This is a genomic window from Pseudomonas donghuensis, from assembly GCF_000259195.1.
Classification (GTDB): domain Bacteria; phylum Pseudomonadota; class Gammaproteobacteria; order Pseudomonadales; family Pseudomonadaceae; genus Aquipseudomonas; species Aquipseudomonas donghuensis.
Window position 1 is genome coordinate 122,767 of sequence record NZ_JH650760.1, and the last position, 22,876, is coordinate 145,642.

The 22,876-nt window shown below is 60.5% G+C and carries 19 protein-coding genes; 6 read left to right on the top strand and 13 right to left on the bottom strand.

What is annotated here, in order from left to right; all coding sequences use genetic code 11:
• Window positions 1–615: hypothetical protein (locus tag UW3_RS29055; RefSeq protein WP_010221886.1), on the top strand; the 615-nt coding region annotated here is incomplete at its 5' end.
• 194 nt (window positions 616–809) lie between these two features.
• On the opposite strand, the gene UW3_RS0108350 is transcribed toward UW3_RS29055, so the two are convergent.
• The 6 genes from UW3_RS0108350 to UW3_RS0108375 all read right to left on the bottom strand — a co-directional run bounded on the left by UW3_RS0108350 (window position 810) and on the right by UW3_RS0108375 (window position 7,647).
• Window positions 810–1,802 (bottom strand): LacI family DNA-binding transcriptional regulator, encoded by a 993-nt coding sequence (locus UW3_RS0108350; RefSeq protein WP_010221887.1) that lies wholly within the window; start codon window positions 1,800–1,802, stop codon window positions 810–812.
• 75 nt (window positions 1,803–1,877) lie between these two features.
• The gene (locus UW3_RS0108355; protein ID WP_026001237.1) at window positions 1,878–3,380 is read right to left on the bottom strand and encodes a glycoside hydrolase family 32 protein; all 1,503 of its coding nucleotides are present in this window, start codon (window positions 3,378–3,380) and stop codon (window positions 1,878–1,880) included.
• Window positions 3,377–4,522, bottom strand: coding sequence for an ABC transporter ATP-binding protein (locus UW3_RS0108360; protein ID WP_010221889.1), 1,146 nt, complete (start codon window positions 4,520–4,522; stop codon window positions 3,377–3,379). Before UW3_RS0108360 ends, UW3_RS0108355 begins: the two co-directional genes overlap by 4 nt.
• Window positions 4,523–4,549: 27 nt before the next feature.
• Window positions 4,550–5,392 carry a carbohydrate ABC transporter permease gene (locus tag UW3_RS0108365; protein WP_010221890.1) on the bottom strand — a complete coding sequence of 281 codons (843 nt, stop codon included), beginning with the start codon at window positions 5,390–5,392 and terminating at the stop codon, window positions 4,550–4,552.
• Window positions 5,389–6,351, bottom strand: coding sequence for a carbohydrate ABC transporter permease (locus UW3_RS0108370; protein ID WP_010221891.1), 963 nt, complete (start codon window positions 6,349–6,351; stop codon window positions 5,389–5,391). The genes UW3_RS0108365 and UW3_RS0108370 overlap by 4 nt, the downstream gene beginning before the upstream one ends.
• Before the next feature lie 21 nt (window positions 6,352–6,372).
• Window positions 6,373–7,647 (bottom strand): ABC transporter substrate-binding protein, encoded by a 1,275-nt coding sequence (locus UW3_RS0108375; RefSeq protein WP_010221892.1) that lies wholly within the window; start codon window positions 7,645–7,647, stop codon window positions 6,373–6,375.
• Window positions 7,648–7,816: 169 nt separating this feature from the next.
• Here UW3_RS0108375 and UW3_RS0108380 point away from each other — a divergent pair, with 169 nt between their 5' ends.
• Both UW3_RS0108380 and UW3_RS0108385 read left to right on the top strand, forming a co-directional pair.
• On the top strand, window positions 7,817–9,379 hold the full coding sequence (locus UW3_RS0108380; protein WP_036995409.1) for a carbohydrate porin: 1,563 nt from the start codon (window positions 7,817–7,819) through the stop codon (window positions 9,377–9,379).
• A 132-nt stretch (window positions 9,380–9,511) separates the two neighbouring features.
• Window positions 9,512–10,420, top strand: a complete 909-nt coding sequence (locus UW3_RS0108385; protein ID WP_026001238.1) for a carbohydrate kinase family protein — start codon at window positions 9,512–9,514, stop codon at window positions 10,418–10,420.
• A gap of 128 nt (window positions 10,421–10,548) precedes the next feature.
• Here UW3_RS0108385 and UW3_RS0108390 read toward each other — a convergent pair whose 3' ends face one another.
• The 5 genes from UW3_RS0108390 to UW3_RS0108410 form a co-directional block, all read right to left on the bottom strand.
• Window positions 10,549–11,472 carry an alpha/beta fold hydrolase gene (locus tag UW3_RS0108390; RefSeq protein ID WP_010221897.1) on the bottom strand — a complete coding sequence of 308 codons (924 nt, stop codon included), beginning with the start codon at window positions 11,470–11,472 and terminating at the stop codon, window positions 10,549–10,551.
• Window positions 11,472–14,075, bottom strand: a complete 2,604-nt coding sequence (locus tag UW3_RS0108395; protein WP_010221899.1) for an autotransporter family protein — start codon at window positions 14,073–14,075, stop codon at window positions 11,472–11,474. Before UW3_RS0108395 ends, UW3_RS0108390 begins: the two co-directional genes overlap by 1 nt.
• Window positions 14,076–14,232: 157 nt before the next feature.
• Window positions 14,233–14,967 (bottom strand): hypothetical protein, encoded by a 735-nt coding sequence (locus UW3_RS0108400; protein ID WP_223253864.1) that lies wholly within the window; start codon window positions 14,965–14,967, stop codon window positions 14,233–14,235.
• A gap of 45 nt (window positions 14,968–15,012) precedes the next feature.
• A complete protein-coding gene (locus UW3_RS0108405) occupies window positions 15,013–16,752 on the bottom strand; it encodes a dipeptidase (protein WP_010221901.1) in 1,740 nt (579 codons plus the stop codon).
• 185 nt (window positions 16,753–16,937) lie between these two features.
• Window positions 16,938–17,363, bottom strand: a complete 426-nt coding sequence (locus tag UW3_RS0108410; RefSeq protein WP_010221902.1) for a DUF1810 domain-containing protein — start codon at window positions 17,361–17,363, stop codon at window positions 16,938–16,940.
• Between the two features lie 183 nt (window positions 17,364–17,546).
• Between UW3_RS0108410 and UW3_RS0108415 the strand changes: the two genes are divergently transcribed.
• From UW3_RS0108415 to hemN, 3 genes are all read left to right on the top strand, one after another.
• The gene (locus tag UW3_RS0108415) at window positions 17,547–17,990 is read left to right on the top strand and encodes a CopD family copper resistance protein (RefSeq protein ID WP_010221903.1); all 444 of its coding nucleotides are present in this window, start codon (window positions 17,547–17,549) and stop codon (window positions 17,988–17,990) included.
• Window positions 17,991–18,078: 88 nt separating this feature from the next.
• Window positions 18,079–19,413, top strand: coding sequence for an oxygen-independent coproporphyrinogen III oxidase (locus tag UW3_RS0108420; protein WP_050990001.1), 1,335 nt, complete (start codon window positions 18,079–18,081; stop codon window positions 19,411–19,413).
• Window positions 19,400–20,785, top strand: a complete 1,386-nt coding sequence (hemN, locus tag UW3_RS0108425; RefSeq protein ID WP_010221905.1) for an oxygen-independent coproporphyrinogen III oxidase — start codon at window positions 19,400–19,402, stop codon at window positions 20,783–20,785. The genes UW3_RS0108420 and hemN overlap by 14 nt, the downstream gene beginning before the upstream one ends.
• Here hemN and UW3_RS0108430 read toward each other — a convergent pair.
• Window positions 20,782–22,266: a nitrite reductase gene (locus UW3_RS0108430; protein ID WP_010221906.1), complete on the bottom strand. Its 1,485-nt coding sequence runs from the start codon at window positions 22,264–22,266 to the stop codon at window positions 20,782–20,784. The genes hemN and UW3_RS0108430 overlap by 4 nt on opposite strands.
• A partial coding sequence (cobA, locus tag UW3_RS26680; protein WP_010221907.1) for a uroporphyrinogen-III C-methyltransferase occupies window positions 22,263–22,876 on the bottom strand: 614 nt, incomplete at its 5' end. The genes UW3_RS0108430 and cobA, both read right to left, overlap by 4 nt.

The window sequence follows — 22,876 nt, forward strand, 5'->3', positions numbered from 1 at the left end:
GCCGGTTGGCGCAGCCTGGTCGGTCGCCGGCAGATGCAGGCGGTGTATGTGTGTGCTGGATTGGGCAACATCGCCTGGAGTCTGGGCATTTCTATCGGCATGGCGCTGGCCGTGGTCAAATACGACATCCAGGGCTTCGGTGTACAGGACTTTGCCGCCTACGGCCTGATCATGGGCGCCTATGGCTGCGGCAACCTGATCTCTATTTTCGTCGTCGGGAACCTGCATATCCACCGCCTGTATGGTGGCTTTACCTTTGGCTCCGTGGTCAACGGCCTGGGCATTGCGACGATCGGTGCGGCGGTGATGTATTTGCCAGCGGAGTACGTCCTGGCCGGGATGATGTTCGGCGCCGGCCTGGCCGCGCTCGGTGGGCCACTGATCGACATTTCATTCATTCTGCTGATTCAAACCACATTCAGGCAAAGCGAGATCGCCGGGCTGGCAAGGTTGCGCTTTGCTGCGCTGGGTGCCTCCATTCTCATTGCCGGGGCCTGCGGCGCGGCACTTTATGCGCGGTTCGAAACCGGTATGGTCATCCTCGGTAGCGGGATTTTCGAAGTGATCGTCGGTGCGATGGTATTGCTCGTTCCCAAGGACAATGAAGCTGCCTGAGGCTCATTACTTTTCCGAGGAGGAAATAGCCTGGAAAAGGAACGCCATGTTGCCTCCAACGACGAGAAAAACATCACCCGGTTCATCGAACTTCTTAGCCAGCCCGTTATCCCTGGCTATTTGTGCCAAGACGCGACGGCGGGCTGCAACGCGATTGGCCAACCCTGGTTGAAGCCTCCCGAATTACCTCATTCTTATACTGATGCCCTGACCACCAATGGACAATCCACTGGCTGAGCTCCCGATTCCTCAAGGCTGTCGATCAAGTGCCGGGCAGCCTTGCGACCGATTTCGTAGTACGGCAGTTGCACCGTGGTCAGCGGCGGGATGAACAGCTCAGCAATACCGATCATGTTGTCGTAGCCGAGCACGGCGACATCGTCGGGAATTTTCAGACCACGGCCCAACAGCACTTGATAGGCACAAAAAGCAATGCGGTCGTTGCCACAGATCAGAATGTCGAATTGGGGACGACCATCAGTGATGTGCCGGTCGAGGATGGCTGCGGTTTCACCATAGGCGTCATGATCGGACAGGTCGTACTGCAGGAGTGCGTCAGGCGCCAGTCCGAATGCCTGACAAGCACGCTGCATGCCTTTCTGACGCAGCCCCCAGGCCAGACTCTGTTTGGGCAGGTTGATAAACAGAGGACGCTGATAGCCTTGGCTCAATGCGTGATGCACGGCTCGATACTGCCCCGTTTCGTCGTCGGGCACATAACTGACCAGGTGGCTGTCGTCCGCCAGGCAATTGGCGAGTACCAGGGGTTTGCTCTTCAACCGCTCGGGAATGCACACCTGGCGCAACCCCATGGCGCTGAAGATCAACCCGTCAGGGCGGTGTGACAACATAAGGTCGATGTTCTGGTCGGTAGGCGGGTTGCTTAGCAGGTTAAGGATAAAGACGTTCCAGCCTGCTTGCTGCGCGGTCTGTTCGATGGACAGCAGCAGCTCGACGGCGAACGGTGTGGTCGCAGTGTCCAGCGCGAACACACCGATGGTTCGTGTCTGGAGGTTGTCGCCGCGAATCTTACGCGCCGACAGGCTCGGAACGAATTGCAGTTCATCAATGGCGCGACGTACCCGCTGATAGGTTTCGGGGCTCAATTTTTCCGGATTGTTGAGCGCTCTAGAAACCGTCATCAGGGACACGCCGGCCAGTTGTGCAACGTCTTTCACTGAAGTCATACGAGGCGAGACCGGTCAGGTTTGCGGAGAATCATGACACATGGCCTGCGCTTCTTGCGATCCGAATGACGCAGCTCATAGCCATCCCGAGGCGAGAGGCCATGCTCTGGGAATGCAGACACGCCCGCCATTCCCGCTTGCAAGGAGCTTCACCCCCAGACTGTCGGGCTGCGGATAGAGGCGACTGCTGAGGCTAAAGCACCCGCTTTCGTCGAACACCTCGATGGACGAGCGATCCAGGAACACGCGCAGTTCGAGTCGCTCCTGCCTTGCGTCTATCGCCACACTGCGCTGACCTGTGGCTTGCGCACCCGAGTGGCTGCGGTCAAGCACCAGACGACGTAACGACGCATCATAGTAGAGTAGGGTTTCTTCATGGCCATCGTCGCTGCAGCGCAAGGCGATTCCCAAGTGCCCATCGGTGCAGCCGAGCAAATCCAGATGCACATGGAGTTCGAGCATATCGCCCTTCACTTGCGGCACCCACCGGGTTCCCGACCCATCCCACCACGGCGTACTCGGCAATGGCGCCTTGCGTAGAGCGCTGAGCTCCCGTGCCGGATACACGTGCAGGCGATCTGCGCGCAGTTCAAGTTCGCGCGGTAAACCGAGCATGCCGCACCAGTGATGGGCTCTGCTCGGCATCGGGCTTTCCCACATGTCGAGCCACGCCCACAAAAGTCGTCGACCATCGGCGGCTATCAACGTTTGCGCTGCATAGAAATCGTGGCCGTTATCCAGCTCGATAAAAGGCCCGCCAGTGAAGTGCCACTCGCTGTTGAGTCGGCCCACTCGATAACCGGTCTGGTACTTGTTGAGCCGTTCATAACCTTGGGGTTGCATGCCTTGGGGGGAGTACAGCAGCACATCGCGTCCGTTCAGTCGAAACAGATCCGGGCACTCCCACATGTAGCCATCGCCCTCGCTGCCACTGGACACGTAATCGAGGAACTCCCAGGTGAACAGGTCCGTAGAACGGTACAGCGGGAGCAGCGGCCTATCGCCCAGACGTGCGCCGGCAATGAGGTACCAAAAGTCATCCTCTTTCCATACCTTGGGGTCACGAAAGTGCATTATCGTGTCGTGCGGCGCGGTCTCGATGACTGCGCCCTGCTTGACGAACCGGATGCCGTCGATACTGGTGGCCAGGCACTGTACTTGACGGATCAAGCGTTCGTCACCCACTTCCCCCAGCCAGGTGTGTCCGGTGTAGATCAGTGCGAGGGTATCCCCGTACACCACCGCACTACCGGAAAAACATCCATCACGGTCGAAGTCATCGCCGGGTGCCAGTGCAATGGGCAGGTGCTGCCAATGAACCAGATCGGCGCTTTTGGCGTGCCCCCAATACATCGGGCCCCATTTCGCTTCGAAGGGGTAATGTTGATAGAAAACGTGATATTCGCCACGAAAGTACACGACCCCGTTAGGGTCGTTCATCCAACCTGCCGGGGGAGCGATATGATAACCGGGCCGATAATCCTGGATGACACGAGACAGGCCGTCACTCAGTGCCTGCTGCGCAAGATCAAGGGAAGAAGACATTGGATCGCTCATGTTGTTCGAAGACAAGGTCATAGGGCCGGTGCTCGGTCTGAGCGCAGAGAGACTTCATTCGGACGGGTTTCAATGGCTTGTGGATGACGCTCCAAGACCGTACCGTCGTTGTCGAACAGGTGCAGGTTGTCGATGTCCAGCTGCAGTTCGACCCGATCGCCCGCCTGCCATCCGGCGCTGACCTCGCAACGACAGATCAGTGGCTCCTCCTGGCCTGTTTCGAGGTGCACATACGTTTCGCTGCCAAGGTATTCGACCCCGGCCACGACGATCCCGACTGCCCCCCCTGCCGCTTTGAGCGAAACATGCTCCGGGCGAACCCCCAGGCTCAGTAACGTGCCTGCCGCCAGGTGTGAGCTGTCGAAGGGTAGGGAGGTCATACCCAAAACGGGGGTATCGACCAGGCTGGTTTCGCCCGGGGTATGCAGGCGCGCCGCTAGAAAGTTCATTTTTGGCGAACCGAGAAAGCCGGCGACAAAGCGGCTCGCTGGGCGCTCATAGAGTTCGCGCGGTGAGCCGATCTGCTCTATATGACCGCCATTGAGCACAACAATTTTGTCGGCAAGGGTCATCGCTTCCACTTGATCGTGGGTGACGTAGATCATGGTCGAGCTCAGTCGAGCATGCAGGCGGGCGATTTCGTTGCGCATCTGCACCCGTAAAGATGCATCCAGATTGGAGAGGGGTTCATCGAACAACAAAATGTCCGGCTCCCGCGCCATGGCTCTGCCCATTGCTACACGCTGACGCTGTCCTCCAGACAGTTCCTTTGGTTTGCGTTGCAGCAATTTGTCCAATTGAAGGATCTGCGCTGTTTTCAGCACGCGTTCGCGCAGGGTGCTCTTTTCGGTCTTGGCCAGTTTGAGGCCAAAGCTGATGTTGTCGTAGACGCTCATGTGCGGATACAGCGCATAAGACTGAAACACCATGCCGACGCCACGCTCACGCGGTTCCAGGTCGTTGACCCGTTGCCCGTCGATCAGCAGGTTGCCGGCGCAGATCGAATCCAGTCCGGCGATCAGTCGCAGCAGGGTCGACTTTCCGCAGCCCGAAGGGCCAATGAATACTACGAATTCACCCGCAGCGATCTCCAGGTTAACGTCGCGAAGTATCTGCATGCCGCCCAGTTGCTTGTTCACGTTGTCTAGTTTCAGTTTGATCACGATGCTGTTCCTTGTACTTGTTGGGCATCAACCCTTTAACGCGCCGGCAGTGAGACCGGATACGATTCGGCGCTGGAAGATCAGCACCAGAATTACCAGAGGGACGGTGACCAGCACCGATGCGGCCATCAACAGCCCCCACGGCAGTTCATGGGGGCTACCGCCGGAAATCAAGGCAATGGCGACCGGCACCGTGCGTTGTGTGTCGGTGAGGGTGAAGGTCAAGGCAAACAGGAACTCGTTCCACGCTGCGATAAAAGCCAACAAACCCGTGGTGATCAGTGCAGGCCATAGCAGCGGCAACAGCACCCGGGTAAGGGTTACCCAGGGCGAAGCGCCATCCATGATTGCCGCTTCTTCCAGTTCATGTGGCAGTTGGCCCATGAACGTGGTCAGCACCCAGACGGTGAACGGCAGGGTGAAAATCGTGTAGCTCAGGATCAATGCCCAAGACGTGTTGTACAGGCCCAGGGCACGTATCACTTCGAACAGCCCCGACAGCACGGCAACCTGGGGAAACATCGACACGCCAAGCACCATCATCAATACCGTGCCACGCCCACGGAACTTCACCCTTCCTAAGGCATAGGCGGCGGTCACACTGAGGAACAGCGCCAGGGTCACCACGCAAAGCGCAACCACCAGCGAGTTACCGATCGCTCGCAGGAATGAGGCTTGGTGGAGTACCGCCGCGTAATTGGAGAAGTCGGGGCTTTCGACCCAGTAGCTCACCTGGAACAAGGCACCAGACGGCTTTAGCGAAGTCACGATGGCATAGTAGAAAGGGAAGACCGCATACAGCAGCAAAACCCCGATCAGACACCAGAACCCGAGACGTAACAGCGTTTTTTTGAGTAGGCGCAGGCTCATGACCGAACCTCCATTTGACGGCGTCCGAGGTAGAGATAAAGCATGGCGATTACCGCAACGACCAGAAACAGCAGAGTCGAGGCCGCGCTGCCATAGCCAACATCCTGGAACTCCACCAGGTGTTGGCGGGCATAGACCGACATGCTCATGGTGCTCGAAGAATTCGAGGTCAGCACATAGATCACGTCGAACACTCGCAGGGAATCGAGGATGCGGAAAATCGCCGCCACCAACAATGCAGGCATCAACAGAGGAAGCGTGACACGCCAGAACACCTTCAGCGGGTGAATGCCATCGACCCTGGCGGCGTCGTAGCAATCGCTCGGCAACATCTGCAAGGCCGCCAGCATCAGCAGCGTGACAAACGGGACGGTCTTCCAGACATCGACGATGATCACCGCCCACATCGACAGATCCGCATCTGCCGTCCAGGCCAGGGGCGCGTCAATCAGGCCGACGCTCAGCATCAGGTGATTGATGATGCCGAACTGGTCGTTGAGCATCCACGACCAGATCTTCGCCGAGACAATGGTAGGAATCGCCCAAGGAATCAGAATCAACGCACGCACCAAGGCGCGGCCGGTGAACTTGATGTTCAACAGCAACGCCACCAGTAGGCCCAGGACGACTTCCAGTCCCACTGACACCACGGTGAAATGCAAGGTGTTGCGAACAGCGTTCCACCATTGAGGATCAACCAGGATGCCCGACCAGTTGGAACCGTTGTGGAACAGATAATTGCTCAAGCCTACGAAGGATCCTTCACTGGTGTCCGCTAGGTTGGCGTCCGTCAGGCTGAACCAGAATGTGCGCAGTAGCGGCCAGACCGCCACCAGAGCCAGACACAGCAACATCGGTGTCAGAAACAGCCAGGCGGTGCGTACTTGGCGGCGCTGTACAGGCGTTTCCCGGGTGAGCAGGAGCTGCTCACGGGGGGCATGGGTAGTAGAGACAGGCATGGCGATTTCCTTCCTTGTGGCTTACCAGCTCCGACGTTTGATGCGAGTGAGCTCACCTTCCAGTTCGCTCAGCGCCTGATCGACAGGCTGCTCGCCCGCCAGCACGCCATGCACTCGATCGAAGAACGCATTGGAGACCCGTGGATAGCGATCGGCGGTTATTGAGGCGGGGCGCATCACCCCATCGTTGAGAATGCTGTGCAGCTGACTGTAATAAGGCATTGCCGCGAGCAGGTCGGGATCTTGATACAGCGACTCGATAACCGGGTTATAGGCGCCGACCAGGGCACGATGTTTCTGCTGCTGGGCACTGCTCAAGTAGCTCACTAACTCTGCGGCAAGTTTTGGGTGGGCGCTGTAACGCGATACTGCCAGGCCCCACCCGCCGAGGGTGGAGGCATGGGTGCCGGTTATGCCGCCACGGGGCAGGGGGGCGACCCCGACCTTGTCTTTTACGGCACTGTCCGGGCTTTGTACCAAGGCCCAGACATAAGGCCAGTTACGCATGAACAACGCATTTCCCGATTGGAATACGCCACGTCCTTCTTCCTCGGTGTAGTTGAGTACGCCTCGCGGGGAGATGTCTCCCACCCAGCTTTTCGCCAGGGTCAAAGCCGCTCTTGAGGCCTGAGTGTTGACCACGATGTCACCGCGTGGGTTGACCAGTCCGCCGTCCGGTTGGCTGCTGATCCACTCCAGCGCGTTACACGTCAGGCCCTCGTAGGCGCGACCCTGAAAGATGTAGCCCCAGGCATTGGGGTTCCCAGCAGTGCGCTCGGCCTGTTGAATATTCCTGGCGGTAGCGGTCATTTCCTCCCAGGTCTGGGGAACCTGCTGGTTGTACTTCTCGAGCAAGTCCTTGCGGTAATACAGCAGGCCCGAGTCGGTGAACCATGGCATCGTCACCAGCCGCCCGTTCACTGTGGCGTTATCCACCTGTGCCTGGAAGTAGCCCTGGGTAGCGTTGGCAGGAAGCACCTCGCGCAGATCCATCAGGTGTTTGGCCAGCATCCCCGGCCACACCATATCGATTTGGATGATGTCGATATCGGTGGACTGCGCACTGAGGATCTGTTGGTAGAACGACAGCCGCTCGGTCGCCGAGTTAGGCGTGGAAACCACCTCGACGTTATTGCCGGTCTGTTTCGACCACGCCTCGACAGCCTCCTTGCAGAGTGCTAATTCCGCACCCACCGCACCGCACGAAATCGTCAAATCTGCTGCGCTCGAGGCGGATGGCAGTCCGGCGCAGAGGGTAATGAGTGCTGCTGGAAGGACAGATTTCAGCTGTTTCATTGCGGACCCTTTATTTTTGTTTTTAAAAAAGTTAACGTTAACATTGCCAAATGTAGCAGCGTCTTTGCGATGAGGCATCCTTTTTTTTACGTCGACCGCAACAAATCGAAACGCACGTAGAAAGGGCTGGTCGCAGGAGCAAACAATAAAAACAAGACAGGAAACCCACATGCAGAAAGCATCAAGCTGGCTACTTGCAGGTGTGCTCGGCACATCGGCTGCGACCTCTGAGGCCGCGACTCTGGAAGAACGCATGGCCGCGTTTGAAGCCCGTGCCAGCGCAGCGGAAAAGCGCGCAGCCGCAGCCGAACAGCAGACCCAAGCACTCGCCAGGGAATTGCAGCAGCTCAAACGTGCAACGCCCACCTTGCCGCCTGCGTCTACTTCGACAGCGATTGCGGCGCCCACGTTGGATGCCCGGGTTGCAACATTGGAAGCCCGTCAGCAAAGCATGGAGAAGCAGGGCAGCAGCGGACACCTTACTGACGGCTTCAGCTTCAAGGGCTACGCCCGTTCCGGACTGCTGATCAACGATGGGCGTGGCGGTGGTCGTGGTGGCCCTTATACAACCCCTGCCGGTTCGGTCGGCGGGGCCGTCGGGCGACTCGGTAACGAAGACGACACCTACATGCGCATAGACCTCTCGAAAGAAGCCTATGCGCAAAACGGCACCCGTTCCAAATTCACGGTTTCTATCGCCGATGGAGTGGAAAGCTCCAACGACTGGACGGCCAATGAAAGTAACCTGAACGTGCGTCAGGTATTTGCAGAGCTCGACCATCTTGCTGCATTCAAGGGTAATTCAGTGTTTGAGAACGCCACCCTGTGGGCAGGCAAGCGATTCGACAGGGATAACTTCGACATCCACTGGCTGGACTCGGACGTCGTTTATCTGGCTGGCACCGGGGGTGGAATCTACGATATGCAGATGAACAAGCATTGGCGCTCGAATTATTCCTTGATCGGGCGTAACTACGGGGATTTCAGTGAAGGCGGTATCAACGCCGATGTGGAAAGCTACATCCTGACCTCTAACCAGTTCTTTGATAATGGTCAGTGGCAGTGGATGTTCAATGCCATTGGCTCAAAGAAAAACGACATTGGCACCCGCAGCAATGAAGCGGGCCTGACGCCTGCGGATTCAGGCTTGCACAGCATGCTGGCCAATCACCAGAAAAACTTTCTTGGCAGGGAAGGCTTCTTCAAAACGGCACTGCTCTATGGGCAAGGTCTGGGTGCAGAGGTCAAGAACATCGGCTCGGATGGCGAACTGATCGACGATGCCCGCGCTTTGCGTCTGGCGCTTTACGGTGAGACACCCATTGCACCTGGCTGGCGCATCGGTCCCAGCGTGCTGGCCGAACAAAGCAAGGACAGATACGTCAAGGGTGACGACTACCGTTGGATGACCCTGAACGTGCGCTTGGCCAATGAAATCAACAGCAATTTCGAGATGGCCTACGAAATGAGCTGGCAAACCATGGACCTCGATCCCAAGGGCTATATGCAACGTAATGCGGTCGACGGTAACTTCTGGAAATTCACGGTTGCCCCGACATTCAAACCTGATGTTGGAGACCTTCTCACACGTCCCGAGTTGCGAGTGTTCGCAAGTCTCATGAACTGGTCTTCGGATCTGGACAGATACAGCGCCACAGACAACTTCGGCAAGACGGACTTCAACGCCGGAGGTGTATGGCAATACGGTATACAGATGGAAACCTGGTTTTAATATTTGAACGCATCGGCCACCCGCCTTCACGCATCGAACCCGGCTTTTCACCCTGCGTATTGAGTCATTGTTTACCGGTCAACGCTGATGAGCCTGCAGTTATCCCTACGATAAAAAACTGAGGAAATGACGATGGTATTGCCTCGCGCAGTAGTATTTGGCGAAGCCCTGACGGACCTTGTCCAAGGCACCCCTGGACAGTGGAAGGGCTACCCAGGTGGTGCTCCTTGGAACGTTGCACGAGCACTAGGTCGCTTGGGTGTTAGCAGCGCTTTTGCTGGGGCAGTGAGCAAAGATTCAATGGGCGACGAGATAGTCTCGCAGTCGAAAGCTGCAGGGCTGGATATGAACTTCATCCAACGGGTAGATCGAGATCCTTTGGTCGCCATTGTTCTATCGAGCCGTCCTCCACGTTACTTTTTTGCGGGAGATGCCGATCTTTTTTTCGATCCAGATCAGATGCCCGAAGGATGGCTCAACCACGCAGAGCTGTGCCACTTCAGTTGCATCAGTTTGGCTCGACAACCACTCGCAGACAGGCTGGTTAAAATTGCTCAGGAGGCCAAGGGAGCCGGTAAACGGATTAGCTATGATCCTAATTGGCGCACGTTAATGGATCGCCATTATAGGGAGCAGACCTTCACTACGATGACCACCCTTGCTGACATGATCAAGCTGTCCGACGAAGACCTCCGGCATATTTATCCAGGGCTGACCGAATACCAGGCAATGGATGAGCTGCGTGCTCTGAATTCTCAGGCGCAGATCCTTTTTACCCGAGGGGAACACGGGATGACTCTCCACACCCCGGACAGCCAACTTGATCAGCCAGCGATTGCCGTGGAAGTGGAAGACACGGTAGGCGCAGGAGATGCTTGTATGGCGGGTTGGCTGGCTGCGCAGATGCTGGGGATCGCAGACTTGAAAGAGCGCCTGCGATTTTCAGCGGCTTGCCCATCCATATCGTGCCGTCATGCCGGAGCCCATGCTCCTGCACTAGCTGATGTAGATGGTTTACTGAAGCTGCTAATGCATACCTGAGCATGGTTGCCGGCGCTGCAAGCGGGAGGCCAGATTCAAGATAAACAAACTGCGCTGGCTAGTCGTCGAAGGGTTTGTCATCAGTCACAGGTGAGCGATCGACCAGGTTGAACCAGCGGTTCCGCACGTCATACTCCTGAACCGGCCGGCCGCGGTGGGTCTCGATCTTCAGCACGCGGCGACTCAGCGCGGTTTCCGTGTTGGTTGCACCTGTCGATCGGCTGGCTTCGCCAAACCCTCCACGCAGCTTCCCAGCCTGACTCATGCGTTGCGCCAGGGATGATCACCCGTTGATTGCAGTCGCTCGAACGCAGATTGCCGCGAAAGCTGGCGGCGATCTCACCCGCAATCACCTGGTCGCGACCTCCCAGCAGATGCCGCTGGGGCAATGATTTCACCCGGTCCCGATAGGCCATCGGGTCCAGCGAACCGTTCAGCGGCGACAAGCCTTTGAGCTGTACCCATAAGCCTGGATCAAGATTGCCGGCGATGGTCTGGATCTGCGTGACATCGTCCCGTTGCCCGGCCAGCAGCACCGCCAACGCCGCGCCGCCCGAATACCCCACCAACTCGAACTCGCGATTGCCGAAGCGCTGTTTGAGCCGGTCCAGCGCCTGGCTGAGGCTGCTGACCACTTCCTGGGAGAAGCGCCGATCAGTCCACAGCGCAGAGCTACAGCCTGCTGCGGTGACGAACTGGCAAGGCCGTGCGAGATAGGCATTCGGGGTCGGGTCCTCAAGCGCCAGTCGTGCCACCAGCAGGTTGCGCGGGCTCGGATCAAGGCTGGGCTGAGTCGCCGTGGCCCAGGCATGGCCGTCGCCTTCCAGGTACACCCGCAGACGCTCGGTTGCACGCTGGTCAGGTGGTGCCAGCATGGCGAGCGGAAATGGCTGTCCCGGTACTACCTCCAGGTGTCGACCGTGCTGTTCAGCCAGTTGCTGCAGCGTTTGAAAGGAGGATTGGCAGGCACAGAGAAGGGCGCTGACCAGCAGCGCCCCCACGGTTCGACAGACGCCGGCCCACGGGCGTGGGCCGGCAAGGCGGTTGCTCATCAGAAGTCGTAACGGACTTTCGCCGAGAACACGTCGGCATCGAAGCCCGACTTGCCGATGTAGTCGTAGTTGACGCCCAGGGTCACCGCGCCCAGCTTGTAGTCGGCACCCACGCCGGCTTCGTAGCTGTTGCGTGCTGCCTTGGCACCGCTGGTCACGAACGGCGTGCTGCCGAGCAGGAAGGTCGAGGTGCTTTTCGCTTCGTCAGCGGCGAAGTCGTGATACGCCATCAGCTTGGCTTGCGGCTCCAGGGTACCGGCGCCCAGGGCGAAGCTGCCCGCCACACGCAGGCCGGCACCCAGCTCGATGGCTTCGTAACGCTGATCTTCGACCTTCAGTGCTGCCGAAGAGCCTTTCTCGCGGTAGCCGTCGATGTTCACCAGGCTGTAGCGTGCGGCCAGGCGTGGCTCAAGCAGTACCTGCGGGTTGATACGGTAGGTGTAGCCACCGATCAGGTTCAGGCCCAGCAGGTCGCTGTCGTAGTCAGCCTTGGCGCGAGTGCCGGCAATGTTGCGCTTGCTTTCGTTGTCGTTGAAGCCGTAGGTCAGGCTGGCATCAACGAAATAGTTACCCTGCTCGAACCCACCGTAGAGGGTAAAGGCATGGCTGTCGACTTCGGTCTGGTTGCCGCTTTTGCCGTTTACGTCGGTGTTGATGAAGCTGTACGCCAGGCCCAGGGTCAGGTTGTCGTTCAGCTTGCCATCGGCACCCACGGCGATACCGCGGCTGTAGGCGTTGTAGCCGGCCACGCCGTCGCGCAGGTCTTGCGAGGCATCGCTGTACAGCGACTGGACCCAGACACCGGCTTCCTTGAAACCCTCGCCCGAGGAGGCGCCGCGCAGCGAGCTGGTGCGGCTGCCGGTGACGTTGCTCACCAGGTTCTGGCTGGTAGTGGCGGCCTGGGTCGCGCCGCCGTTGGTTTCCGGGGTCAGTTCCGAGGCCAGCTTGGCGACCTGGGCTTCATCGGCGTTGAGCAATGCCTGCTTGAACGGGTCGTTGTTGGCCAGCTTGCCGATCATGCCGTCGGCGGTCAGGCTGCCCAGGGCTTTCTGGCTGTTGGCCGAACCACCCTGGTTGGTGATGATCTGCTCGACTTCTTCCTTGCCCTTGCCGGTGACCACGGCCACCACCTGATTGTTGTCGACGGTGAAGCTGTCGACCTTGAGCAGCGCCGAGCTGCTGACCAGGTTGAGTTTGCCGTTCGGGTCGACGCTTTCGCCGTCGGCGCCCAGCAGCTCAATCTGGCCGGCTTCGATCAGTTTGTAGGTGCTGCCGTTGGCGTTGAAGTCTTCGCCTTTGGCCGCCAGCTGCACTTGGGCGCCCTGGCCGAACTGGGTGGTGCCGCTGACCTTGAGCACAGCCGTGTTGGCGTCGGTGGCGCTGCTCAGGTTCAGGCCCAGGGCCGAATTGCCGGCGACGTACAGGTTGCCGTCGATGCTGGTGTGCGGGGCTTCGAAGGTCAGGGTGGTTTTCAGGTTGTCGCTGACGCTGCCGACATCGATCCAGCCGCCGTCTTTCATACGAATGTTGGCGCCGTCAGCCCGGCTGTCGGTACCGGTGAACGAGGTGTCGCCTTCGATCTCGATATTGCTCAGGTCGATCAGGTTGCCGACGATCACGCTGCCTTTGCGCAGGATCAGCTCGACCGGGCGGTTGCTTTCCGAGGCGTCGATGGCCTCGTCGGCAGAAATGATCGAACCGCTGTTGAAGATGTTGAAATCGCCTTCTTCTTTGTACCAGGGCTGGGCGCCCGGGCTGTCGAAGTCGCTGAAGCCGATGGCGATGGCGGCGTCTTCGGCGCGGATGGTGCCGGTGTTGACCAGGTGGTTGTTCATGCCGGTGAAGCTGGCGCCGTCGATGCGGATACCCTCGGCGTCGTCGCCGTTGGCAATGATGGTGCCGTGGTTCTCGATGCCGGCCAGGTCGACCATGTCGGTGTACGCGCCCGAGCCGCTGGTGGTGGCGTCGATGCCGGTCGCGCCTGCGCCGGTGACTTCGATCAGGCCACGGTTGATGACCTTGCCGACGATCTCGCCGCCTTCAAGGTTGATGCCTTTGGCATCTTCACCCTTGGCGATGATCTTGCCGCTGGCGGCATTGAGCAGGTCGCCCTTGATCACCGAAGAGCCGGAGAAATCCACGGCGCGGGCGACATCGCGGCCGCCGTCGTCGTTCAGCGGCGCACCTTCTGCGTACAGCAGGCCTTCGTTGATGACACTGCCGCCGATCTTCGCCGGGTCGATCATCAGTGCGTTGGCGCCACCGCCGATGGCTGAGATGCTGCCCTTGTTGACTACGTCGCCGCCGATGCTGTTGGCGACCCACGGTTGCGTGCCTTCCCAGACGTCCATGTCAACGCCGCCGGCGAAGTCGCCGGTGCTATTGATAGTGGCGTTGAGGATCAGGTCTTTGTCGATGCTCGAACCGTTGAGTTCGATGGCATCTTCAGCGCTGCGGCCGTTGTAGGCGCCGGTGATCTCGAGATTGCCGCTGTAGTGCTGGTGCTCGCTTTTAAAGCCGGCGTTGGTCAGCTGGACAGTGTCTGCGAAGGCGGGCAGGGCAGTGGTGGTTACGGCCAGGGCGAGCAGGGTCTTGCGAAACATCACGGGGGTCACGGTTCATTCCTTTAACGGCGTTTTGGGTGCTTCGCTTCCGTGCGGGGCTGGACCTCGTTGCGACAAAAAAGGTGGGGCCACGCAGAAGAGCGCGGCGATGGTAAATGAGTTGATGTCAAAATGATATTATTTGATTGCGTGACCGCTACTTGACCCGGAACGGTTGAGCCACCATGAACGCCACCGGCAACAGCGGTGCGGCGAGGATCATCAACACGCCATCAGCGGTGACGGTGACCGGCGTCAGCAGTACCTGGGTAACCTTGCTCTTTTCCCTGTAGGCCGACACCTGAAGGGTGTACGTGCTGTTCAGCGTATTGCCCTGAAAACCCGTGATGTCCTTGGCGGACTCAAACCGGCTGCCGCGGATTCTGTAGCGATGCAGCAGGGCGTCCTGCTGCGCCGACGCAACGAAGCCCAGCGCTTGTGCCTCGTTGAGCTCGTGTGGATCAAGTTGCCCAAGCCCGGGAATCTTGAGTACGAACTCGCCATCCAGGGTTTTAAACATGCCGACGTGGACCGGCAGAAACTCAGCCTGCATCTTTGCATGCAGCCCTGAGCGGATCGCCTGCAACAGTTCGGGTTCGACCAGGATGACGTAGTGGTATTTTTTGCCCAGCACCACAAGGCTCTTCTGGTCAGCCGTGACATAAAGCTGGCCAACCTGCTCTGTATAGACTTCATCGCTGGCCCGCGGCTTATACAGCGCGCTGGTCAGGCAGCCACTGATGCTGGCGCTGGTCAGCGCAGCCAATGCCAACAGTGTGGCCCTGAGCAACCTTGGCCGGGGCGAGGTCTTTTGCATGTTTGATCCATTCCATGGTGGGGTGGGGATCATAACCTGCAGCACGGCGACATCGCTGAAGAAACTGCGCAACACCGTCAACAAGGCAGGCCCGCCACCACAGCGGGCCTGCCAGGCGCGTCAAAGCTTGGGCATCTGCCCCACACGCCCCATCATTTCCGTCACGACTTGCAGGTCCAGCAGGAACTGCTCCACGGTCTTGAACTCGTTGTCGTTATGCCCGGTGTACTTGACGTCGGGCATGGCCAGGCCGAACTGCACGCCATTGGGCAGTTCATGCACCGAGGTGGCGCCAGCGGAGGTGCCGAACTCGTGCTTCATCCCCAGGTTCTCGCTGGCGACTGCCAGCAGCGCCTTGACCCATTCGCCCTCGGGGTTGCGGTACATCGGCTCGGCGATCGAGTAGTCGAAGGTCGGTGTGATGTGGCTCTGTTTGCTCCACGCATCCAGCTTGCCAGCGATTTCACTCTTCAGGGTTTGCGGGCTTTTGCCCTTCGGCACACGCAGGTTGACCGCCAGCTTCAAGGCTTTGTCGTCGAGGCCGACGTAGGTCAGCGAGGTGGTCAGCGGGCCCATGAATGTGTCCGCGAAACCGACTCCCAGCTTGCCCCCCAGGTAGTCCAGGCCCCAGTTGTCGGCGGCGTAGCGGGCGGCGTCGGTGATGTGGTTGTGCTTGAGCGCGACCTTGCCTTCGAGGCTGTTGAGGAAGTCGAGCATCCGCGCCACCGGGTTGACCCCGGACTCCGGCTCCGAGGAGTGCGCCGAGACCCCGGTGACGGTCAGTTTGACGTCCTTGCCGTCGACCTTGGCGCTTACCTCGAAGTTGCCGCCATTGGCCTTGGCATACTCAGCGCCGGCTTTTTGCAGGCTGGCAGCCAATTCGGCGGGCTTGTCGGTCACCAGGGTCGCCACCGAGGTGGACGGGATCTGGTTGGTGGCCAGGCCGCCGGTCAGCGCGATGATTTCAGCGCCTTTGCCTTCGCCTGCGCGCCGGGCAAAGCTGGCCATGACCGTGCCATAACCTTTCTCGGCGATCACCACCGGGTAGCCACCGTCCAGCGCCAGGTTGTAGTTGGGCGTCGGGTTGCGCTCGAAGTAATAGGGGATGGCGTCGCCGGTGGTCTCTTCGGTGGTGTCGACCAGCAGTTTGAAGTTGCGTGCCAGCGGCAGCTTTTCTTCCTTGATGATCTTCATCGCATACATCGCCACGACGATACCGTTTTTGTCGTCTTCGGTACCACGGCCGTACATGCGATCACCGATCAGGGTGACCTTGAACGGGTCGAGGCGGGTGCCGTCCTTGAGTACCCAGTTCTCCGGCGTCACCGGCACCACGTCGGCGTGGGCATGAATGCCGACCACTTCATCGCCTTGGCCTTCCAGGGAGATTTCATAGACACGGTTGTCGATGTTACGGAAGTTCAGGTTGAAGGCCTGGGCCAGGCCCTTGATCTTGTCGGCGATCTTGATGAACTCGGGGTTGTCGTGCTGGGCAACACCGTCGACGCGAAAGGTCGGAATGGCTACCAGTTCACGCAAGGTCTGGGTGGCCGCATCGCCGTACTTCACCCGCGCATAGATACCCAGCAGGCGATGGATTTCGTTCTGTTGTTCAGCTGTCAGCTGCTTGTTGCCGAGAAAGGCGGCGATGCTCTGGTCGAGCTTGTCGGCCTTGCCGAGTTCGCTTTTCGCCACACTGGCGAGGAACTGACGGAAATCCTTGACCGATGCGTCGCTGAAGCGCTTGAGAATGGCCGCGCTCTGCTGCGCGGTGATGTTGGCATGGGCAGGCGAAGTGATGGATGCCAGGCCAGCCAGCATCAGGGTGGCCGCAGCCAGTTTTTTCAGGGCGAAATTCATTGCGGGGGGCATTCCTTTGCAGGCAAATAATGAGAAAGGATAGGTGCAACAAAACATTTCCAAGCTACCACCATGAGGGCCTGGTACGGGAGTCCCTGAAGTGGGATGTGTCGCACAGAAATGTAAAAGCGGCGCAGAAACGCAAAAGGCCCAGGGGGAGGACGCTTGTCGGCTGTGGCTGCTGTTCAGTCGCCGAGCAGCGCCAACGTCCGGGTGTCCGTCTTGCCGTCATAAAATTGCGTGAGCGCCCGCTGGAACAGCAGCGGCTCGGGCGCTACCCGGGCAAACAGGGTCAGGCAGGATCGCAGTTTGAGTTCGTCGGGGTGGCCAAGGATCTGCAACGCGCTTTTGTCCGGGTGCTGCAGCAGGGTTGCAACGCAGCGCTCCAGGCGTGGCCCCAACAGTTCATGCTGCAGGTAAGCCCGGGCTTCCTCGGCGCCGCTGATGGCGTAGCGCTCGGCGGTTTCGCTGTGCCCCAGGCCCCGCAGCTGCGGGAAGATGAACCACATCCAGTGGCTGGTCTTGCGAGCCGCCTGCAGCTCCTGCATAACCCGCTCATACACCGGCTCCTGGGCGTCGACGAAACGAGAGAGATTGAAGGGATCAGCCATGTTGTCGCTCCCTTGCAGCGTTGAATGTGCACTCACACAGGTCAGCATAGAGCAGGGCAGATTGCATTTCTTGTGTGGGGGCCGGCAATGAACGTTGGCTGCGCTTTGTTGATTGCCATCAACGCAGGCTACTGCCCGCCGCGCTAGTCTCCAGCCCAGTACCACACTCGCGCCGAGGCCCCGATGCTTTACCCGCTGCTGTTAACCCTGCACCTGTTCGCCGCAGTGATGTTCATCGGTACGGTGTTCTTCGAGCTGTTGTTCCTGGAGCACATCCGCAAACAGCTGCCGGCCAAACTCATGCTCTTGCTCGAACAGGCCATCGGCCAGCGCGCCCGGCAGTTGATGCCCTGGGTGCTGCTGGTACTGTTCGGCGCCGGGGTGGGGATGGTCTGGCAGCGTTACCTGCCGGTGCTGGCCGCGCCGCTGAGCTCGTCGTTCGGCACCTTGCTGCTGGTGAAGGTCATCGTTGCCGGTAGCGTACTGGTGCATTTTCTGATTGCCATGCTGCTGTTCAGGACCGGGCAGATGAGCAGCGGCCGGGTGAAGTTCATTCATCACAGCGTTTTCGCGCATCTGCTGCTGATTCTGGTGCTGGCCAAGGCCATGTTCTACCTGACCTGGTAGCCAGTCGCACGGCGCTTGATGCAAATCAAGGCCCCCCGGCCGCTCTGGGCAGACACTCAGGTTCCGCAGCCTGTCTCGGAGCCCTGCAATGCTCGATACTCTTCATCGCTACCCCGCGCAGATACCCCCGTATGGGCAGTGGCCGAGCGAGCCCAGGGGGCATGCCGATACCCGCAGGTTTCACGCCGGGATCGGTTCGCTGGACGTGTTGCGTGCGCTGCGTGCCAGCCGCCAGCAACTGCGCCCGTTGTCCTTGAGCCTGCAAGTGCCGGCCGGGCTCGAGAGTCTGGAGCAGGAGCGCTATCTGCACTGCCTGCGGCGGGAAATCGCCCTGGTGGGCTGTCACCTGAGTGCCGAGCAGCGCGTCGAGCAGTTCCAGCTGAGCGCTACCCGGCTGGACGCTGCAGCGTTGCAGCAATTGATGGCGCACCTGCGCAGGCGCTTTACCTTCCTTGAGCATGAGCTCGGTGACTACGGCGTCGAGGTCGATCTGCAGCACACCGATTGGGCGAGCATGGGCCTGTTGCGTGAGCTGGGCTTCAACCAGGTCAGCATCGGCGTGCCGGATTGCACCTCGGACGGTGCGCTGTCGGCCGCGCGCTGGCAGAACCCGGCGCCGATTCACTCGCTGATCGATGCGGCGCGGACCTTTGATTTTCGCTCGGTCAGTGTCGACCTGGGCTACGGCCACGCCTGGCAGACCCCGGACAGCTTCGCCCGCAAGCTCGCCACCCTGATCGAGCTTGAGCCCGACCGCCTGCAGGTGTTCGATTACAGCCAACCGCCGCCACGCTATGCCCGCAGTGCCCGGCAAGCGCCCTGCAGCGAGCAGGACAAGGCGCAGATGCGGCGCATCTGTTTTGAGCAACTGTTACAGGCGGGCTACCAGCCCATCGGCCTGGGCCAGTTCGTGCGCGCCGACGACGACCTGGCCATCGCCCAGGAGCGCGGGCGACTGCGCCGCAATTGTCAGGGTTTTACCCGCCATGGTTACTGTGACCATGTCGGCTTCGGGCTGGGGGCGATCAGCCAGTTCGACGCGCTCTATGCGCAAAATGCGCTAACCCTGGCGCACTATCTGCAACAGCTGGGCAACGACCAGCTGGCCACCTGCCGCGGCTGGCGCTGCGAGGCCGACGACCAGGTGTGCCAGCGGGTAATGGAACGCCTGGCCTGTGATCTGGAGCTGGATATCCAGGCCATCGAAAGCCGCTATGGCCTGGACTTTCGCCAGCACTTCGCCAGCGCCTGGCGCCAGTTGGAGGCCATGAGCCGCGCCGGGCTGGTCGAGTTGGGCGCAGGTTACATCAGCATATTGCCCGCAGGCCGAGTGGAAGTGGATGCCATCTGCCAGTTGTTCGAACAGAGCAGCCCGGGGCTTTCCCTCCATCAGCAATGGGTCGATCACGATGCCAGCCTTTGAATTCAACCGCGCCCTGGTGCAAAAGTACGACCGTCCGGGCCCGCGCTACACCTCGTACCCGACCGCACCGCAGTTTCACCCGGCCTTTGCCCTCGATGACTACCTGCAGGCGGTGCAGGCCAGCAACCAGGCGCCGATGGCCAAACCGCTGTCGGCCTATATCCATATCCCGTTCTGCCAGAGCCTTTGCTATTACTGCGCCTGTAACAAGATCATCACCGGCAAGACACACCGCGCGGCCGAGTACCTGGGCTACCTGAAGCGGGAGATCGCTTTGCAGGGCGCGCTGTTCGAGCGCAGCCGCAAGCTGACCCAGCTGCACCTGGGCGGCGGCACGCCGACCTACCTGAGCAATGCGCAACTGGCCGAGTTGATGGATTGCCTGCACCAGGCCTTTAACCTCGATGACAGCGACGAGCACGAGTTTTCCATCGAGGTCGACCCGCGCACCGTCAGTACCGGGCAAATCCAGATGCTGCGCGGCCTGGGCTTTAATCGCCTGAGTTTCGGCGTGCAGGATTTCGATGCCGACGTGCAGGCCGCGGTCAATCGCCGGCAAAGCGAGGCGCAGATTTACGCCTTGGTCGCCGCCGCGCGCCACGCGCGCTTCAAGTCGATCAGCGTCGATCTGATCTATGGCCTGCCACTGCAAACGGTGCAGAGCTTCGACGTGACCCTGGAAAAGATCATCGCCCTGCGCCCGGACCGCATTGCCGCCTACAGCTACGCCCACCTGCCCGAGCAGGTCCGCGCCCAGCGGATGATCCGCCGCGAAGACATGCCGCCGCCGGAGCGCAAGCTGGAGCTGCTGGAGCTGACCATCCAGCGCCTGACTGAAGCCGGTTACGTGTACATCGGCATGGACCACTTTGCCTTGCCGGACGACGAACTGGCCCTGGCCCGCGCCAAGGGCACCCTGCAGCGTAATTTTCAGGGTTACTCGACCCACGCCGACTGCGACCTGATCGGCCTGGGCGTGTCGGCCATCGGCAAGGTCGGCGACAGTTACAGCCAGAGCGTCAAGCTGCTGTCGCAGTACTATGCGCGGCTCGACCAGGGCCTGTTGCCGATCCAGCGCGGCTACCGCCTGAACGCCGACGACCTGTTGCGCCGCGAGGTGATCAACCAGTTGATGTGCCATGGCCGTGTCGATTTCGCCACCTTCGAGGCGGCCCATGGCATCCGCTTCAACGACTACTTCGCCGAGGCCCTGGAGCAGTTGGCCGAGCAGGTGGATGACCAGTTGCTGGCGCTTGACCGGCACGCCTTGCAGTTGCTGCCCCAGGGCCACTTGATGATGCGCAACACCGCCATGGCCTTTGACGCCTACCTGGGCGGTGGGCGCAAAGGCCAGTTCTCGCGCACGGTTTAATGCGAGGTACCTTCGGCGAACTCGATCTTGTTGCCGACGTTGTACTTGCCCGAGGGCTTGTTCATCGGGATGCGCTTGAGCTCCTTGAGGGTCTGGCTGTCGTAGACGATCAGCGCGCCGTCGTTAGCCCAGATGCTCAGCAACAGGTAGCGGCCGTCGTGGCTGAACTCGACGTGGGCGGCGGTCTTGCCCGGTACCGGTCGCAGGGTGTGGGCGATCTCCAGGGTCTGCTTGTCGATCAGGTGGATGGCATCGTTGTCGGGGCCGAAGAATACATCGGTCCAGGCATAGGCCGAGTTGGCGTGGCTGCGCATGAAGAAGCCCGGGCCCAGGGTCGGGATCTCCTTGATCACGTTCCAGGTCTTGAGGTCGATCACCGAGATCAGCCCCTTGCTGATGTTCGGTGTGGCGAACACCCAGTCGCCGCCGCGTCGCCACCAGGTGCCGGAGCCCAGGTGCGGCATGCCGGGCAGGGCGATGCGGCTGAGCACCTGGCCGCTGTCAAGGTCGATCACCTGGCCGCCGTTGGCCTTGCGTGAGGTGGCCAGCAGCTGCCGGTAGTCCGGCGAGAAGGAGAAGTCGTCGAGAAAATCCTCGGCGGCAATGCGCCGCGGCACGAAGTCGGGCTGGCCGGCGCTGGACAGTTCCCACACCTCTTTCACGTCCTTGAGCGCAACGATGAAGCTGTCTCGCGGCGGCGCCGTGTACACCGCGCTGACCCGCGACGGCGTGCCGTCCTGGCCAACGGCGGCGATGGTTTTCACCGGCCTCAGGTCGCGGGCATCGAGCAGCACCAGGTTGCCCGGCAGGTAGTTGCCCACCAGCACCCAGCGCCCGTCCTTGCTCACCGCCAGGTTGCGGGTGTTGAGCCCGGTGCGCACTTCGGCGATCAGCTTGAGGTTGTGCAGGTCGTACTGGCTGACCCAGCCGTCGCGGGAGGCGAAGTAGACAAAGCGCCCGTCAGGGGAGAATTTCGGCCCGCCATGCACGGCAAAGTGCGAGGCAAAACGGGCCAGTACGGTAAAGCGGTCGCCGTCGAGGATGTTGATGTGATGGTCGCCGGCTTCGACCACCACGAACAGGTTCAGCGGGTCGGCGCCGTGCTGGGGTGTGCCGGGCAGGCTGTCGATAGCGTTGAACACCTGGTGGCTGGCGCGGATCTCGCTGTCGCTCCAGGTCGGTGGCGTGGCCGGAGGCTGTTGCAGGTAGGCCACCAGGTCGTCGATCCGGGCTGCGCTCAATACCTGGGCAAAACCGTTCATCTGGCTGGCCGGGCGACCGCCGGTGATCACCTGGCGGATCTCGGCGGGTTTGATCCGGCTCAGGCTCTCCGGCAGCAGGGCCGGGCCGCTGGCACCGAAGCGATGGGTGCCATGGCACTGCTGGCAATGTTGTTGGTAGTCCGCGGCGGCCTGCTCAAGGGCCGGGCCGCCCTGGGCCGAAGCCATCCATAACCACGGGACAAGGGCCAGGGCTTTCATGGCGCGACCTCGGCGGCCAGCGCGGCACCGGCAAAGTGCGCCGGGTAGCGCAGCGCCTGCTCGGCGAACAGCCCGACCACCTGGCCGATCACCGTCAGCGTCGGCGTGGCGGCGGGGCATTGGCGGGCCAGCAGTGGCAACTGCGCCAGGCTGCCGCGCAGCACCTGCTGATCGGCGCACGTGCCCTGGCTGATCAGCGCCGCCGGCGTGTCGGCGGCAAGCCCGGCGCCGATCAATTGCTCGGCGATCAGCCGCAGGTTGGACAGGCCCATGTAGAACACCAGGGTCTGGCTGCTGTCGGCCAGGTTATGCCAGGGCAGGTTGAGTTCGCCGTCGTGCTGCAAGTGGCCGGTGATAAAGCGGCAGGAGTTGACCAGGTCGCGGTGGGTCAGGGGGATGCCGGCATAGGCGCTGCAGCCGGCGGCGGCAGTGATGCCCGGCACCACCTGGCAATCGATGCCGTGCTGCAGGAGGTGATCGAGCTCTTCGGCGCCACGGCCGAAGATGAACGGGTCGCCACCCTTGAGCCGCACCACCCGCTGGCCCCGGGCCGCAAGGTCGACCAGCAACTGGTTGATCTGTGCCTGGGGCAGGCTGTGGTAGCCGCTGA

Coding starts and splice junctions, on each gene's coding strand:
- UW3_RS0108350 (WP_010221887.1), bottom strand. CDS start 1,802: ATGACTTCAGTGAAAGACGTTGCACAACTGGCCGGCGTGTCCCTGATG.
- UW3_RS0108355 (WP_026001237.1), bottom strand. CDS start 3,380: ATGACCTTGTCTTCGAACAACATGAGCGATCCAATGTCTTCTTCCCTT.
- UW3_RS0108365 (WP_010221890.1), bottom strand. CDS start 5,392: ATGAGCCTGCGCCTACTCAAAAAAACGCTGTTACGTCTCGGGTTCTGG.
- UW3_RS0108370 (WP_010221891.1), bottom strand. CDS start 6,351: ATGCCTGTCTCTACTACCCATGCCCCCCGTGAGCAGCTCCTGCTCACC.
- UW3_RS0108375 (WP_010221892.1), bottom strand. CDS start 7,647: ATGAAACAGCTGAAATCTGTCCTTCCAGCAGCACTCATTACCCTCTGC.
- UW3_RS0108380 (WP_036995409.1), top strand. CDS start 7,817: ATGCAGAAAGCATCAAGCTGGCTACTTGCAGGTGTGCTCGGCACATCG.
- UW3_RS0108385 (WP_026001238.1), top strand. CDS start 9,512: ATGGTATTGCCTCGCGCAGTAGTATTTGGCGAAGCCCTGACGGACCTT.
- UW3_RS0108390 (WP_010221897.1), bottom strand. CDS start 11,472: ATGAGCAACCGCCTTGCCGGCCCACGCCCGTGGGCCGGCGTCTGTCGA.
- UW3_RS0108395 (WP_010221899.1), bottom strand. CDS start 14,075: ATGTTTCGCAAGACCCTGCTCGCCCTGGCCGTAACCACCACTGCCCTG.
- UW3_RS0108405 (WP_010221901.1), bottom strand. CDS start 16,752: ATGAATTTCGCCCTGAAAAAACTGGCTGCGGCCACCCTGATGCTGGCT.
- UW3_RS0108410 (WP_010221902.1), bottom strand. CDS start 17,363: ATGGCTGATCCCTTCAATCTCTCTCGTTTCGTCGACGCCCAGGAGCCG.
- UW3_RS0108415 (WP_010221903.1), top strand. CDS start 17,547: ATGCTTTACCCGCTGCTGTTAACCCTGCACCTGTTCGCCGCAGTGATG.
- UW3_RS0108420 (WP_050990001.1), top strand. CDS start 18,079: ATGCTCGATACTCTTCATCGCTACCCCGCGCAGATACCCCCGTATGGG.
- hemN (WP_010221905.1), top strand. CDS start 19,400: ATGCCAGCCTTTGAATTCAACCGCGCCCTGGTGCAAAAGTACGACCGT.
- UW3_RS0108430 (WP_010221906.1), bottom strand. CDS start 22,266: ATGAAAGCCCTGGCCCTTGTCCCGTGGTTATGGATGGCTTCGGCCCAG.